This window comes from Sphingobacterium olei (assembly GCF_005048855.1).
GTDB lineage: Bacteria > Bacteroidota > Bacteroidia > Sphingobacteriales > Sphingobacteriaceae > Sphingobacterium > Sphingobacterium olei.
Genome location: NZ_SUME01000003.1, coordinates 196,620 through 212,255, shown reverse-complemented (window position 1 = coordinate 212,255; position 15,636 = coordinate 196,620). Strand labels below are relative to the sequence as shown.

The following is a 15,636-nucleotide window of genomic DNA, read 5'->3' as shown; positions in this document are numbered from 1 at the left end:
TTATAAAGGAATAAAGTCAAATAACAGTATCAATTGCGTTAATGGCAAATATAAAAACGATGTATACATCACCCTCTTTGCAGAAGCATCCGTTTTTTCGATCATATGCTTATAGCCGTACCATGTAAAAAAAAGACCACCAAATACCGAAACAATGGTAAATACCCAGCCTCCAAAGCCATAATACATAGGCAAAAATCCAGCTGGCACCATCAACAAGCCTGAAAAGAAAATCATAAAAGCAGATATATTATCTTTCTTTGTCGTAGGCAGCAAATGAATACCCGCGTTACTATAATCTTCTTCCGCTACCCATGCAATAGCCCAAAAGTGCGGAAATTGCCATAAAAACTGAATGCCAAATAACACCAAAGGGATAATGACAATCGCCGCCTCACTGACCTCAGCATAGGCTAACCCGAATCCTGCAGACTGAAAGGCAGCATAATAACCGATCAATGGCGGTAATGCCCCCGGAAATGCACCTACAAAAACCGCGATAGGAGACTTCTGTTTTAATGGAGTATATACAAAGGCATATAGAAATATTGAAAAAACAGATAATAACCCCGCGACAAAATTCAACTGTACCAATACCAATGTGCCTATTATGCCCATCATAAGACTGAGTACCAAAGCCTGACCGGTATTCATCCGACCCGAAGGCAGCGGACGATCCATCGTCCTTTTCATCAACTTGTCAATATCCTTTTCAATGATCTCGTTAAACCCATTTGCTGCACCGGTAACTAAAAAACCGCCGATTGTGAGCATAAGCCAATTGAACCACATGATATCACCCTGCTGCTTCGCTCCTATCAAAAATGAGATAGATGCAGAAAAAACAACAGTTAACGTTAAGCGTAATTTAACTAGTTTGTTAAAATCTGAAATAAAAGTCTTCATTTATACGGCACCTCCAAAATCTACCTAACCTATCTTTTCAATTTTGTCATCAGAAGCATTAAATAATACTGTGCTCCAAAAAACAAACTAGCAATTACTAAATGTGTTGTCTGTGCAAACGCCGGCACATTAAAATGAGCCATAATAAGACCCGACAACATTTGTAAAAATACCAAGAACAACACAATCCAAGCATATTTACTTTGTAGAGATAGACGACTAAATCTATTCTTCACCAAAAAGAAAAATAGAACTGCAACCGCCAATGTGATATACGAAAGAATACGATGAATATCATAACTCCTTCCGATAGCATCGATCCACTCCGATCTAGATATCCCTTGATCATTTAAATGATCTATCGCTTCTCTCACTTCTGTACCATATACCACTTGAACCAGTGTAATGATAATAGAAATGATGGCAATAACTTTAACACTGGCATACTGATAATTTACCAGTATGGTTTTGTTTCTGAGTGTCGTTGCCATATAAAAAGTATAAATACTTATCGCAACTATAACCAATGCCAACAGCATATGCACCGTAATAATCCAGGGCATCAAATTTGTCGAAACGACTATAGAGCCCAACCAAGCTTGTATTATTACTGCAAAAAGATTAAGAACGCTCCATATGAATATGGAGGGTTTTACTTTTATATAAGTAAATGAAAAAAGAGCACAAAATAGAAGGCAAAAACCTGCAACAACTCCCACAAGCCGGTTAATATATTCGGTCCAAGTCTTAGCAGCGTTAAACTCTTCGTGAATTAGTATCGATTTATCATTCCGAATTCGATCAGCCATCTCTGCGGAACCAAAAAAATCCACCATCTTCGCAAATCGCTGATTCTTAACATCTCTACCCGCTATGTATTTTTCTTCATAACCCTCAGGCAATTGAGAAACATCGGTGGGAGGAATAATCTGATTGAAACATTTAGGCCAATCCGGACATCCCATCCCAGAACCTGTACTTCTTACTACCCCACCCGCTGTGATCACGAGAAATAAAACAATGATCGTAACCCTATTTATTTTGACAAATCTCTTCTCACTACTAGGGTACATACCTTCTTTTGCTTTATTTCTTACTCTTCTACCGATCTATTATTTTCCTTATTCCACTCTCTTTGTATTGCAATAGCCTCTTCATCACCTTCGAAATCGTGATACGAATTGGAACTCATCGTTTGAGAATATGGTACAACCTGAGAGATAAAATCCTCGTCGTGACCTGGTTTACTATAATCATATGGCCAACGGTGTACTGCAGGAATCTCACCTGGCCAGTTTCCGTGAATATGTTCCACCGGTGTCGTCCATTCCAATGTATTTGATTTCCATGGATTTTGTGATGCCTTTTTACCTCCCCAAATCGATCCGAAGAAATTAACCAAAAATGCAACCTGTCCCAAACCAGCAACAATAGCCGCCCAGGTAACAAGAATATTTACTGAAATCCATTTTTCCATAAACGGAAACTCAGTGAATGCATAATAACGACGAGGAACACCATCTATACCCATGAAGTGCATCGGGAAAAATACCAAATAAGCGCCCAAGAATGTTAACCAGAAATGTAAATATCCCAATTTCGCATTCATCATACGGCCAAACATCTTAGGATACCAGTGATATACACCACACAACATACCAAAAATCGATGCTGAACCCATTACCAAGTGAAAGTGGGCAACTACAAAATACGTATCATGTAAATTAATATCCAAGGCTGCATTACCTAGGAAAATACCGGTAACACCACCTGAAACAAAAAACGAAACCATACCGATTGCAAACAACATAGCTGGAGTGAAACGAATATTACCTCTCCATAATGTAGCTATATAGTTAAACGCCTTTACCGCAGAAGGCACCGCGATAATCAAGGTAGTGATCATAAACACACCGCCCAAGAACGGGTTCATACCTGTTACAAACATGTGGTGACCCCATACAATAAATGATAATACAGTGATACCGACTAATGAATAAACCATTGCATGGTATCCAAAGATAGGTTTGCGGGAGTTGGTAGAAATTACTTCAGACGTCAAACCCAAAGCAGGCATAACTACAATATATACCTCGGGGTGACCCAAGAACCAGAATAAGTGTTGGAATAGAATAGGTGATCCACCTTCATTCGGTAGAATCTGCCCTTGAACTACTAAATCAGACAAGTAAAATGATGTACCGAATGAACGATCAAAAATCAATAATACTACAGCAGATACTAAGACCGGGAATGACAATAAACCTACGATCGCCGTTAAGAAAAACGACCAGATTGTTAATGGCATTCTCCATAAGTCCATACCTTTTGTACGCATATTTAATATGGTACTAATGTAGTTAACCCCACCTAATACTTGAGATGCTATGAACAACGTCATACTGATCAACCACAATGTCATCCCTAATCCGGATCCCGAAATTGAAGTAGGGACAGCCGACAACGGTGGGTAAATAGTCCACCCAGCCGAAGCAGGTCCACTCTCCACGAAGAAAGAAGCGACCATGATAACGCAGGCTACAAAGAAGAACCAGTAAGATAGCATGTTCATCAATGGAGATGCCATATCTCGTGCTCCAATTTGATAGGGAATCAATAAGTTACTGAACGTACCGGATAAACCCGCTGTCAATACAAAGAAAACCATCATTGTACCGTGGATGGTAACTAAGGAAAGAAAAAACTCTGGTTTAATACGGCCACCCTCAGCCCACTTTCCTAAAAACACCTCCAAAATAGGAAAATCCTTATCCGGCCATGCTAATTGAATACGAAACAATATAGATAACAACATGGCAAAAACCGCCATAATAATACCTGTAATCAAGAATTGCTTAGCGATCATCTTGTGATCCTGACTAAATATATATTTAGTCAAGAATGTCTCATGATGGTGATCATGTGAACCGTGATGTGCTGCGTCGTGCGATATAACTGTACTAGACATATTCTATTGTAAAAAATCTTTGTTCTATTAATTTAATGAAGCGGTAGTAATTCCTTCAACTTCCTTATTTTGTTGCGCAAATTCCTTTTGCAAATCTTCCGTGAAATATTTGCTCTGTGTACTCAACCATTGTTTATACTCAGCTTCAGTTACAACTACAACTTTCTTCTGCATATTGTAATGGGCCGATCCACAAATTTTATTACACAGCATCACATAATCATATTTCGGATCGTTCATACGATCCCGCATCTCTTCCGTCGTTACCGTCGGTGTGAATTGGAAATAATTAGTCATACCCGGTACCGCATTAATCTGAACACGAAAATCCGGAATATAAAACGAGTGAATAATATCTTTAGAAATAATGTGGAAACGTACTGATCTTCCAACTGGCAATACGATATGCTCACCAGATATATCATCCCAAGAATTCTTGTCGTTAAAATCTATACCATAAGGATTGTCTGCCGTCGTCAATTTGTAATTCCGTTTACCCATTTCACCATCCGTTCCCGGATACCGCACACGCCACATAAATTGCTCACCCAAAACCTCCACTTGAAGTGCTGATTTCTGAAGATCTTCTGGAACACTGGTAATAGATCTCCAAGTAAAGAAACCAAATAATACCAATACCGTCAACACGACTGCCGGCACAATAGTCCAAATTTTTTCAATCGTATCGTTGTGTGGTAAAAAGTAAGCCTTACCGTTGGCGCGCATTCGATAGATATAAGCGAATGACAGCAACAAAATGTGCACAACAATCATTACAAAAGTTGTAATAACTAAAGTAATAATAAACATTGTATCGATTTTCTCACCATGTTCTGTAACGGCATCTCTCCACGACCAACTCCCCCATACGGTGTATGAATAGTATACTCCCCACAAGAAAAAGACTAAAAACGCCAACAACAATGCCGCTTGCAAGGTATTATTTGCAAGGGGATTATACTTTCCTTCAGTTTTACGTGTTAGCTCGTAGATCGAAATAACCTTACCAATCACTGCTATAACAGTGCAAATAACCAAGAATAATAAGACATAATAGAAAAAGTCTTTATAAACCTGTGGATCTATTTGTTTAACTTCAGCCGCGGTCGAACCTGTGCTAGTTGCATCATCTGACGACACTGCAACTGTAGCCGAAGAATCAGCTCCCGCTGCTATACCATCGACCGAAGTAGCCGTATCAGCCACAACGGATTCAACGCCTACAGACGCTGATGTCTCCTCTCCTGCTATAGTATCTACTACAACAGAATCCTGTTGATAAGCTAAAACGGGTGCAGCAAAAAATAAGCTGATTAGTAGTAGACAACCCAATATGGATTTGAATCTGTTATTTATTTTTAACTTCATTTCTTAAAAACGTTTGAACGTAATTCCTTTTTCTTGCTATTAAATTTGATGATGTAAGCTTTCATCTAAGAACGGATGATTCTTGGCAGCCAACGGGTGCCTGCTCAATTTATTCATCACTAAGAAGATAAAAATACCCATAAAACCTATAGCTGTACCTACTTCGATAAATCCAAATCCTCTATGTGTTTCTACTGTGCCCGGCATGATCATAATATAATAATCTAACCAATGTCCTAATAACAACAGAATACAAACGAATGCCATCATATTAAGTCTACGTTTCGCATCCCGATCTACCAACAATAGTAAAGGAGCGACGAAGTTAATGATTATATTGATCCAAAACCATAGTTTGTATTCCGGTTCAAAACGTTTGTAAAAATACACTGTTTCTTCAGGAATGTTTGCATACCAAATCAACATGAACTGTGCAAACCATACATAAGTCCAAAAAATCGAGAATCCAAAAATCAATTTACCTAAATCGTGTAGGTGATTTTCATTAACCCAAGACATATAACCAGCTTTCTTCAAAAAGATTAAGATCAACGCAATCACACATAATCCACTTACCCACATTGCCGCAAAATTGTACCAACCAAACATGGTAGAGAACCAGTGTGCCTCCAATGACATGATGGTATCAAATGACCAAATCGGTGTTGTGAAACCAAATATGACTAAAAATATAGCTGATAATTTAAAGCTCTGTTTGTATGAACTTAAACCTCCAACTAAATCTTCATTATAAGAAAGCTTGGCTAATATAACAGCAAATACACTGTATAAGCCCATAAAAATAATCTGACGACCCAAAAACCAAGGCATATTCAAATAACTTGCTTTACCGGCAACCAATGCATCATAATTAGGACTGTTGGGATCAATCAACCCCTCCGCATGCCAATGATGATACAAATTATGTGTGGTTAAACCTAAGGCTATAATAATAAACAATATAATGGAGGCTATTGGCAAAATGCTTGCCATCGCCTGAGGAATACGGATTAGTCCAGCAGACCAGCCTGACTGAGTTACTAATTGCAATGCTACGAAGAAAGCTCCTGCAGCACACACACAAGTAAAATAATAACCCATCAATAAAAGGTTTGCATATGTACGCTCAACTATGATGTGATCACTAGATAACATACCGAATGCGACTGCAACTATTCCCACAACGATAGCAACTAAACTAAGTACCTTCGCGGTACCAGCAAATTTATATTGCTCGCTGAAATTATAATCGTGATGATGACTGTGAGTTCCCATTTATAAAATCGATGTTAGATTATTTCTTTTGTAATTCTTGTACGTACATTACTACTTTCCAGCGTTCCTCTGGATTCAATTGAGAGGCATGAGATCCCATGGCATTCAATCCGTAATAAATAGTATGATAAATTTTTCCTGCTGTCAAATCACTCATAGCACCTCCTCTAGAAGATACAGATCCAGTTGACGCTGCGTAAGACGGCGGAGGAGGGAAATTCTCCAACTGACGTCTACCCCTTGAGTCCTCCACAAAACGGTCCTTCGTGATGGCACCATCTCCTTTACCATCAGCACCGTGACACATCGCACAGTTTACTAAAAACAAATGCTCTCCTTGTGCTATGTTTTCTTCTGTCGCTGCGAGAGGATTTGTTAGTTCAACACCTGCTCGTTGATAATCTTCCAGTGTATTTGCAAATTCAAACCGTTCGAAACCAATCGGTGTAGTTCCGATAGGCGGAGTTTGTGCAGTCTGGTTATTTTTAAAATTATTATTTGGCTGATCCGGATTGTAAGCAATCGGGTCATACATATTGCGCGAAAATTCCCAACCTGCGTCGCGTGTAGTCCCATCGCCACAGGCAGAAACAACTGCTGCTAATGCGACAGCTACACATACAGTTCCGAGAAAATTCTTCTTATTCATAACTAACATATTTTCTGTCATTGTATTTAACTTCTACTGCTCCAGCTTCCTTCAACAAATTATCTATCAAAGCATGATCCGTATTTTCATTTGCGTCTATTGCTATAATAAAACGATCATCCGTTGCTCTTAAATCCATCACGCGAGGTGTACGTCCAGGGAAGAGATGATTACGGAAGAAAAAAGTCGCCACCATACCCAAAGCACACAGTAAGATGGTTACCTCAAATGTAACCGGTACAAAGTTTGGCAACGGCAATGACGGTTTACCACCAACATTCATCGGCCAATCGTAAGCCATAGTATAATATAGCAAGCTAAATCCCAGCACGGTACCTGTAGCGCCAAAAATAAAAGCTGCGATAGGTAAACGTGAAGGCTTAACGCCCAATTTTGCTTCTATGCCGTGTATCGGCATAGGCGTAAAACAGTCATATATGCTAATATTACTAGCTTGCAACTTGTCAATCCCATGCATCATTTCATCTGGATCGGCAAAACTACCTAATATATATTTTGTATTGCTCATTGCTTATTAATTTCTAACGTCTAATGCCTTAATATCTTCCTCTGTAACAGAATCATATTTACCCAAGGATTTTTTGAAAAACTCCACTTGTTCATCAGAAAATGCACCCTCTTGAACCAACTTAGTTTTTTGTTGTAAACTTGAGCTTTTCAACAATAATTTAACCTCTGCAATTGCAATACCTGGTAAGAAACGCAAGAACAACAAGAACAAGGTAAAAAATAAACCAATCGATCCCACGAATATACCTACGTCAGTCCATGTTGGATAAAACATTGCCCACGAAGAAGGTAAGTAATCACGGTGTAAAGAGGTCACAATAATTACAAAACGTTCGAACCACATACCAATATTCACGACGATAGACAACACCCATGAAATCGGAATACTTGTACGGATCTTTTTAAACCAAAACAACTGTGGTGAGATTACGTTACAGGTCATCATTGCCCAATAAGCCCATGCATAAGGACCAGCGATACGGTTTGCAAATGCATACTGTTCATATTCCGATCCCGAGTACCATGCAATGAATAACTCCGTTAAGTAAGCTACCCCAACAATAGATCCCGTTACCATGATAATCTTATTCATCGATTCAATGTGGAACATAGTAATGTAGTCCTCAAAATTCAACACCTTACGAAGGATTAACAATAAAGTCTGTACCATAGCAAAACCGGAGAAAATCGCCCCTGCAACAAAATATGGGGGGAAGATTGTCGTGTGCCAACCCGGAATTACCGAAGTAGCAAAGTCCATGGATACGATCGTGTGTACCGAAAGTACCAGCGGTGTAGAAATACCTGCTAAAATCAACGATACAATCTCAAAACGTTGCCAAGTCTTCACAGAGCCATTCCATCCGAATGAGAAAATAGAATATATTTTCCGTTTTAGCCCAGTAGCACGGTCACGTACGGAAGCGATATCCGGCAACAAACCACAATACCAAAATACCAAGGATACAGTAAAGTATGTCGAGATGGCAAATGCATCCCATACGAGTGGAGAGTTAAAGTTAACCCACAATGAACCAAATTGATTCGGTAATGGAAAAATCCAATAAGCCAACCACGGACGTCCCATGTGCGCCACAACGTAAGTCGCTGCACAGATTACGGCAAAGATCGTCATGGCCTCCGCAGAACGGTTAATGGAGTTACGCCAGTTCTGGCGGAATAATAATAATACGGCTGAAATCAGTGTACCCGCGTGACCGATACCTACCCACCATACGAAGTCGGTGATATCCCAAGCCCATCCTACTGTTTTATTCAGCCCCCAAGCGCCTATACCTGTCCAGAAGGTGTATCCAACACTCACAACCCATAGCATTGCTCCGCAGACAGCTACAATAAATCCTATCCACCAAGCTTTGTTTGGTTTATTTTCAACCGGAAGCAAGATATCATCAGTCACTTTAGCATAAGTGATATTCTTGCCGGTTACTAATGGTTCTCTTAATATTGATTCGTTATGCGATGACATAGTTTTTTTATTTCAGATATTGAATAAAATTACGCTTCAAATGTATTTCTTACTTTAGTCATATAACCGATGTTCGGTTGAACATTGATTTCTTCCAATACGTAGTAAACACGCTCATTGCGTAGTGCTTTTGAAACTTCTGATTCCGGATCGTTAGCATCACCGAAGATAATTGCATTTGCAGAACATGCTGCTTGACATGCCATTTTCACATCGCCATCTTTCAATTTACGATTTTCGATTTTCGCTTGCAATTTACCACCTTGAATACGTTGTATACACATTGAACATTTTTCCATCACCCCACGAGAACGTGTAGTTACGTCAGGATTCAATACCAATTGTGTAAACTCGTTATTTAAGTAATTGTCGAAACGTGAATCATTCCAGTAGTTAAACCAGTTGAAACGACGCACTTTATATGGACAGTTGTTCGCACAGTAACGTGTACCGAAACAACGGTTGTACGCCATATGATTAAGACCTTCTGAAGAGTGAACAGTCGCTAATACCGGACAAACAGTTTCACATGGAGCATGCTCACAGTGTTGACACAACATCGGTTGGTGCACCACTGTTACATTTTCGAAATCTTGAATATCCGCGATCTCTTTCTCTTTTGTGAATCTAGTACCGTTTTCTTCGATTGTATAGTAACGGTCGATACGTAACCAGTGCATTTCACGACGACGGCGTACCTCGTCACGTCCTACAACCGGAATATTATTTTCTACGTTACATGCGACGATACATGAACCACAACCTGTACAGGCATTCAAGTCAATCGCCATCACCCATTTATGACCCGGTTGCTCAAATTTATTCCATAAATCATACGTTTTATGCGAATCCGCAAAACGACCTGACTCTGAATTCGGATCTTTTAAATATTTAGCGAAAGTAGTTTCGCGAATAATATTACGGCCTTCAATCGTATGATGTGTTTGTGTCTGTGCTAACTCGTAAGTACCTGCAGCTTTAGAAACTTTAGCTTGTGCAGCCAATTGTACAGTACCATTTACCAAGCTTGTTAATGGGAAAGCATTCTTTCCAACTTCATTACCAGCTTTGCCTACTTTCGTCCGACCGTAACCCAATGCGACCGAAACCGTACCCATAGTCTGACCAGGTTGCAACACGACTGGCAGATCAATAGATTGACCATTCGCCTCCACAGTAACTTTACCATGTTCGCCTAAGCCCAACTCTTCTGCAAACTTAGGATTAATGGCTGCGTAATTATCCCAAGTTACTTTAGATACAGGATCAGGTAACTCTTGTAGGTATGCGTTATTTGCATAGCGTCCATCACGCATGACAGTAGATTCGTATAATTTCAATTCTACCTCTCCAGCAATTTTCTTGCTGTCGCTTACGATAGCGGAAGCTACCGAATTCACATCTACATTAGCAGAATAGGATGACCCTGTGGCCGAACCTTTATATACGAAACCAGCTTGCAATACATCTTTCCATGCTTTACCTGTACCTGGAAGAATGTTGGTTTCCCAATTCAATTTTACAAAGTCGTAAATAGAAATTGTATCTCCGGCCCATACCAACAAGCTTTGCTCAGCTTGTCTGGTGTTAAATACCGGATTGATAGTAGGTTGTACTATCGTAAATAATCCTTCTTTGGCGGAAGCATCACCCCAAGATTCCAGGAATGTGGAAGCCGGTGCAATTGCTTTTAATTCCGAAGCAGTTTCATCTGCGCGATCAGCGAAAGACAAGCTAAAGTCTACCTTCGCTAAAGCAGCTTTTACATCGGCGGCATTGAAATAATCGTAAATCGGATTGCTATTCAAGAAAAATGCAACACCTACCTGACCAGTCTTAGCTGCTGTTAAGAACTGTTGGAAAGCGGCATCTGAACCCTGATATTGTTTAGAATAATTGTCTAAGTCAATAATTGCACCGTAAGCACCCAATTGTGTGTTGATCGCATTGACTAATGTCTGCGTATTTATATCATTCGATCCAGCTACTACTACTGCCGCACCTCTTGAATTGGTTAACTCTTTAGCCGCTAATTTGATCGCAGTCTGTGCTTTTGCATTTGTCGTACCACCTGCTACGTTCTGACCACTAATCTCATTATATAACGCGATTAAAACAGCTCCTTCTTCCGACGGTTTGATAGCGATACGCACATCAGCATTAGATCCTGTCATGCTCAATCCTGATTCGAACTGAATATGACGTGACATCTTACCATTTTTCAATGACTTGTAGTCACGGTTTTTAATATAATCTTGTGTATGTTCTTCACCTGCCAACCACGACCCTAAGAAATCCGCTGCTACAGAAACCACAACTTGCGCATTCGCAAAGTGGTATGAAGGTACTACAGCTTTACCAAATGAATTTCTATTCGCTTCGATAATACCGCTATAGGAAATCGCATCAACTTGAATATGAGAAGTTGTCGGGTATTTGGCCGCCAATTTCGCTATCGTAGCTAACGTTGTTGGCGAATTCACTGTATTCGAAACAATTGTAATCTGCTTGCCTGCAGCTGCGGCTTTATCCAAAGAAGCAATAACGGTACTATCTAATTTAGACCATTCGACATCTTTACCACCGATTTGTGGATTCTGCAATTTGGACATATCGTATAAATCCAAAACAGAAGCCACTGTAGGTGCATCCGTTCCCTGATTTAAACCAATTGCATTCGGATTAGCTTCAATCGAAATAGGACGACCTTCACGTGTCCTTACTAATACACTTTGTCCATTAAAAGAGGAAGCATAGAAATTAGGTATACCCGGTGTAACTTCTTCCGGCTTAATCACATAAGGCACTGCCTTATGAATAGGTGTACGGTTACAAGCTGCCAATGTTACAGCTCCTAAACCGAACCCTAAAGCTTTCAAAAAGTCACGTCGTGGCGTTCTTGTACTTAAACCTGCTTCATTTAATACATCTTCTACAGGAATAGGTTCAGCAAACTCCCCCTTATTGCTTTCTACGAAAGCAGGAGTTTGATTTAACTCTTCTAAACCTTTCCAATATTTTTTATTGCTATCCATTTAAGCTGTATATAAGATTGCGTTTTCCTAATTAATTATTAATAGTGACATTTTCCACATTCCAGACCACCGATCATGGCTGCAGTCATTTTCTCACCCTTTTTCAATTTTTCGTGCGCTTCAATCAATTGATCGTAGTATGCATTATCCGCATTCACTTCAGTAGTCTTATGACAATCCACACACCATTTCATCGTTAACGGAGAATATTGGTATACCTCTTCCATTGTCTCGATCGGGCCGTGACACGTTTGACATTCTACACCAGCTACTGAAACGTGTTGCGAGTGATTGAAATAGGCAAAATCTGGAAGATTATGAATTCTTACCCATTCAATAGGTCTTGGATTGCTGCCATACTCACGTGTATCTGGATTAAAATCTACCGCACGATATAGTTTTGCGATCTCCGGAGAAAGCTCACCATCATAGTGATCCGAAGCCGTTACTGTATTATGACAGTTCATACACACATTTGCAGAGGGGATTGACGCGTTCTTCGATTTAAATGCCCCGCCATGACAGTATTGACAGTCAATTTGATTTACCCCAGCATGGATTTGATGCGAAAATTTAATTGGCTGTACGGGCTGATACCCTTCATGCACACCGATATTCCACATGGTACGCCATCCTACTACTGCCAATAAAGCAACTAGCATTAAAACCGCAAAACCTACTAACTTTTTGTTTTTCAAAAATGCTTTTGCGAATTTTGCATTGCGGCTTTCCGCATATGTTTCTTGGCTAGCTTGCGCCGCTTGAATGGCCGCCTGATTATTAATAAGTACCTTTTCCAGCGTACGGGTTACACGGTTTAAAACAATCACAACACCGATTGCTAGAATCAAGATTGCCACCAAACCAAAAATCATGAAGTTATTAGCTCCACTACTTTGCCCGGCACCACCATCCACAGGAGGATTATTAGCTTTTTCCGCTAATTTAACTTCCTCGTCTTGCACATACGCAATAATACTCTTGATCTGATCATCCGACAAGTGCGTAAAAGCCGTCATGGCCATCTTATTGTACTCTTCGTAGATAGCGACAGCTGCAGGATCCCCCGCATCGACCATTGCCTTCGAATTTTTAATCCAGCTAACCAACCACTCCTCCGAGTGACGTGCCGACATCCCTGCTAAAGCAGGACCTGTTACTTTCTTGTCAATCTTGTGACACGTTGTACAATTTGCTTTAAAAAGGGTTGCACCTTCCTTTACATCTTGCGCATTTGATGTCATCGTAACGGCAAATAACAATACCAAACTGATCGATATTGACTTCGCAAGTCTTCCCAAAACGGATGAGATATTTCTCATATTTAGCACTTTATACTATTTATTTATGAATATAAAAATTACTTAACTTAATTGTAATGTGGAATTCTCCCATAAAACAATGCACAAAAGTATAACTATTTAAGTAATCAGTGACAATTTAATGACGCAAATTATCAATTTAAATTCATTCTAAATAATTCGATTACATATCCATTTAAGCCATTAAAACCGTCGTAAGGAAACGTTTTACTGATCCCCGTTTTTAAAAAAAAAAGAAAATTTTCAAAAATGACACTGGTAGGATTATGATATATTGAAAATCATTTTTATCGTCTTCTATTATTCGTAATTTAGTACTTATGGGATATTTATTTTTGCAATCGTTGTTACTTTTATTTTAAAATAAAATAGAAATGAAATCAATGAACTTATTTGTTTTAAATTTAATAATCGGGTTGATGTTAGGTGCGTGCACGAATGGCAACTCACAATCAGTACAGCAACATATGGAAGACACTACAAAATACAACAAATTAACGGCAGAGGAAGAATATGTGATTTTACATAAAGGTACCGAGAGACCATACACAGGTGAACTATTGGAGAACAAGGAAAAAGGTACTTACGTATGCAAAAGGTGTGACGCTCCCCTTTATCATTCAGAAGATAAATTTGAGTCACACTGTGGTTGGCCAAGTTTTGATGATGAAATTCCCGGCGCGGTACAACGCATAACCGATGCCGATGGTAGAAGAACAGAAATACTTTGTAAAAAATGTGGTGGTCATTTAGGCCATGTGTTTCTTGGGGAAGGTTTTACCGCAAAAAACACACGACACTGCGTAAATTCTATTTCTATGAAATTTGTCCCTGCTAAAAAGCAATAAAACTAAGGACAGCAGAAAATTAGCTTCTCACTTTCAGTTCACAAGGGATAACTATATGCTGATATCCCTTGCTTTTTCCGTTGATCTCAGAAAGAAGTATCTGTATAATATGATCCGAAATCCCCTTTATATCCTGTGACAACGAGGTAACGGGAGTTTGGAATAGCGAAAATATAGCATGATCATCAAAAGAAACGATCTTATCTATACCTAATTTATACTTTTTAATTGCTTTGAGTCCGGTTATCGCAATATAATTCGTCGCAAAAAAAACGGCATCTAACTTGTTATCGACAATAAAATCACGTACCAGATCAATTGTTATATCATTCGGTTGATCAACTTGAATTTTCTTAATGACAGCATCCCTACCCCACTCATCCATTGCTTGCATATAGCCATCCAAACGACTTCGCATCTGTGTTTGTGCAGAATTGATAGTAAGCATACCAACTTTTGTCGCCTTTAAGTCTTCTAATAAGTATTTGGATCCCATATAGGCTCCCTGCTTATTCTCCGACACGACGTAATTGGTATCTAAATCTTCTATAAAACGATCGAATAACACAATGGGAACATTATTTTTGAGCAAATTATGAATCACTTCGGAAAGCCCCTCCGTAGGCGCAATGATGAAGCCGTCAATCTGTCTATCATGAAAAAGTTGAATAAGTTCTTTCGCGCGATTCACATCGTTATTCATACTACAATACAAAATATGGTATCCGTGGTCGTAAGCTCTCTGCTCAATCTGCTTCGCGATATTCGCAAAAAAAGTATTGGAAATATCTTCTACAAGCAGACCCAGGGTTTTTGATTTACCTGTACGAAGGCTTTTAGCGAGCTGATTAGGCTTATACCCCACTTTCTTCACATAGTCCAATACGCGGTGTGTCAATGCATCGCTTATTCTTTTTTCTTTAGCTTTATCGTTTAATATAAATGAAACAGTCGTAACTGATATTCCTAGATTTTTGGCTATATCGCTAATAGACAATCTTTTTTTCATGAATTAGGTATATTTTTGATCACAGTAATTTAATAAGGCACAATCTACTAAAATTTGACAATAATTTTAGCTAAATTATATTTTTAATTTTCTCCAAAAAATCCTACAACAGCGGAAAACTGATTTTTTTCGTCTTCTGAAGGCTACCCAATCTTACCTCAAGGTAACCAATAATTTACTTTTAATATGTAAAGTGATTATATTGTATATAAAGGTAAATTTATCTAAGTTTGCTA

Annotated in this window: 12 protein-coding genes; 1 reads left to right on the top strand and 11 read right to left on the bottom strand. The window is 39.1% G+C overall.

Going from position 1 to position 15,636, the window contains the following annotated elements; all coding sequences use genetic code 11:
• From cyoE to FAZ15_RS08100, 10 genes are read right to left on the bottom strand one after another with little or no spacing between them, the layout of a single operon-like run.
• Positions 1–906 carry a heme o synthase gene (cyoE, locus tag FAZ15_RS08145; protein WP_136900822.1) on the bottom strand — a complete coding sequence of 302 codons (906 nt, stop codon included), beginning with the start codon at positions 904–906 and terminating at the stop codon, positions 1–3.
• Between the two features lie 29 nt (positions 907–935).
• A complete protein-coding gene (locus FAZ15_RS08140) occupies positions 936–1,979 on the bottom strand; it encodes a COX15/CtaA family protein (RefSeq protein WP_136900821.1) in 1,044 nt (347 codons plus the stop codon).
• A gap of 20 nt (positions 1,980–1,999) precedes the next feature.
• Entirely contained in the window at positions 2,000–3,874 is a 1,875-nt protein-coding gene (locus tag FAZ15_RS08135; protein WP_394343807.1) for a cytochrome c oxidase subunit I, read from the bottom strand.
• A 27-nt stretch (positions 3,875–3,901) separates the two neighbouring features.
• Positions 3,902–5,242, bottom strand: a complete 1,341-nt coding sequence (locus tag FAZ15_RS08130; protein ID WP_238387196.1) for a cytochrome c oxidase subunit II — start codon at positions 5,240–5,242, stop codon at positions 3,902–3,904.
• A 39-nt stretch (positions 5,243–5,281) separates the two neighbouring features.
• Positions 5,282–6,517, bottom strand: a complete 1,236-nt coding sequence (locus FAZ15_RS08125) for a quinol:cytochrome C oxidoreductase (protein WP_136900820.1) — start codon at positions 6,515–6,517, stop codon at positions 5,282–5,284.
• Positions 6,518–6,536: 19 nt separating this feature from the next.
• Complete coding sequence (locus FAZ15_RS08120) at positions 6,537–7,166, bottom strand: c-type cytochrome (protein WP_317130487.1); 630 nt, start codon at positions 7,164–7,166, stop codon at positions 6,537–6,539.
• Positions 7,159–7,695, bottom strand: a complete 537-nt coding sequence (locus FAZ15_RS08115) for a DUF3341 domain-containing protein (protein WP_136900818.1) — start codon at positions 7,693–7,695, stop codon at positions 7,159–7,161. Before FAZ15_RS08115 ends, FAZ15_RS08120 begins: the two co-directional genes overlap by 8 nt.
• A gap of 6 nt (positions 7,696–7,701) precedes the next feature.
• Positions 7,702–9,186 carry an NrfD/PsrC family molybdoenzyme membrane anchor subunit gene (nrfD, locus tag FAZ15_RS08110; protein ID WP_136900817.1) on the bottom strand — a complete coding sequence of 495 codons (1,485 nt, stop codon included), beginning with the start codon at positions 9,184–9,186 and terminating at the stop codon, positions 7,702–7,704.
• 29 nt (positions 9,187–9,215) lie between these two features.
• A complete protein-coding gene (locus tag FAZ15_RS08105; RefSeq protein ID WP_136900816.1) occupies positions 9,216–12,221 on the bottom strand; it encodes a TAT-variant-translocated molybdopterin oxidoreductase in 3,006 nt (1,001 codons plus the stop codon).
• Between the two features lie 38 nt (positions 12,222–12,259).
• Positions 12,260–13,543 carry a cytochrome c3 family protein gene (locus FAZ15_RS08100; RefSeq protein ID WP_136900815.1) on the bottom strand — a complete coding sequence of 428 codons (1,284 nt, stop codon included), beginning with the start codon at positions 13,541–13,543 and terminating at the stop codon, positions 12,260–12,262.
• A gap of 419 nt (positions 13,544–13,962) precedes the next feature.
• Between FAZ15_RS08100 and FAZ15_RS08095 the strand changes: the two genes are divergently transcribed.
• Positions 13,963–14,391: a methionine-R-sulfoxide reductase gene (locus FAZ15_RS08095; RefSeq protein WP_394343810.1), complete on the top strand. Its 429-nt coding sequence runs from the start codon at positions 13,963–13,965 to the stop codon at positions 14,389–14,391.
• Positions 14,392–14,410: 19 nt separating this feature from the next.
• Here the strand turns inward: FAZ15_RS08095 and FAZ15_RS08090 are convergent, their stop codons facing one another.
• Positions 14,411–15,400 carry a LacI family DNA-binding transcriptional regulator gene (locus FAZ15_RS08090; protein WP_136900813.1) on the bottom strand — a complete coding sequence of 330 codons (990 nt, stop codon included), beginning with the start codon at positions 15,398–15,400 and terminating at the stop codon, positions 14,411–14,413.
• Positions 15,401–15,636: the final 236 nt, after the last annotated feature.

What these genes read in the sequence shown, in the direction of transcription:
- cyoE (WP_136900822.1), bottom strand. Translation starts at nt 906, where the DNA reads ATGAAGACTTTTATTTCAGATTTTAACAAACTAGTTAAATTACGCTTA.
- FAZ15_RS08140 (WP_136900821.1), bottom strand. Translation starts at nt 1,979, where the DNA reads ATGTACCCTAGTAGTGAGAAGAGATTTGTCAAAATAAATAGGGTTACG.
- FAZ15_RS08135 (WP_394343807.1), bottom strand. Translation starts at nt 3,874, where the DNA reads ATGTCTAGTACAGTTATATCGCACGACGCAGCACATCACGGTTCACAT.
- FAZ15_RS08130 (WP_238387196.1), bottom strand. Translation starts at nt 5,242, where the DNA reads ATGAAGTTAAAAATAAATAACAGATTCAAATCCATATTGGGTTGTCTA.
- FAZ15_RS08125 (WP_136900820.1), bottom strand. Translation starts at nt 6,517, where the DNA reads ATGGGAACTCACAGTCATCATCACGATTATAATTTCAGCGAGCAATAT.
- FAZ15_RS08120 (WP_317130487.1), bottom strand. Translation starts at nt 7,166, where the DNA reads ATGAATAAGAAGAATTTTCTCGGAACTGTATGTGTAGCTGTCGCATTA.
- FAZ15_RS08115 (WP_136900818.1), bottom strand. Translation starts at nt 7,695, where the DNA reads ATGAGCAATACAAAATATATATTAGGTAGTTTTGCCGATCCAGATGAA.
- nrfD (WP_136900817.1), bottom strand. Translation starts at nt 9,186, where the DNA reads ATGTCATCGCATAACGAATCAATATTAAGAGAACCATTAGTAACCGGC.
- FAZ15_RS08105 (WP_136900816.1), bottom strand. Translation starts at nt 12,221, where the DNA reads ATGGATAGCAATAAAAAATATTGGAAAGGTTTAGAAGAGTTAAATCAA.
- FAZ15_RS08100 (WP_136900815.1), bottom strand. Translation starts at nt 13,543, where the DNA reads ATGAGAAATATCTCATCCGTTTTGGGAAGACTTGCGAAGTCAATATCG.
- FAZ15_RS08095 (WP_394343810.1), top strand. Translation starts at nt 13,963, where the DNA reads ATGTTAGGTGCGTGCACGAATGGCAACTCACAATCAGTACAGCAACAT.
- FAZ15_RS08090 (WP_136900813.1), bottom strand. Translation starts at nt 15,400, where the DNA reads ATGAAAAAAAGATTGTCTATTAGCGATATAGCCAAAAATCTAGGAATA.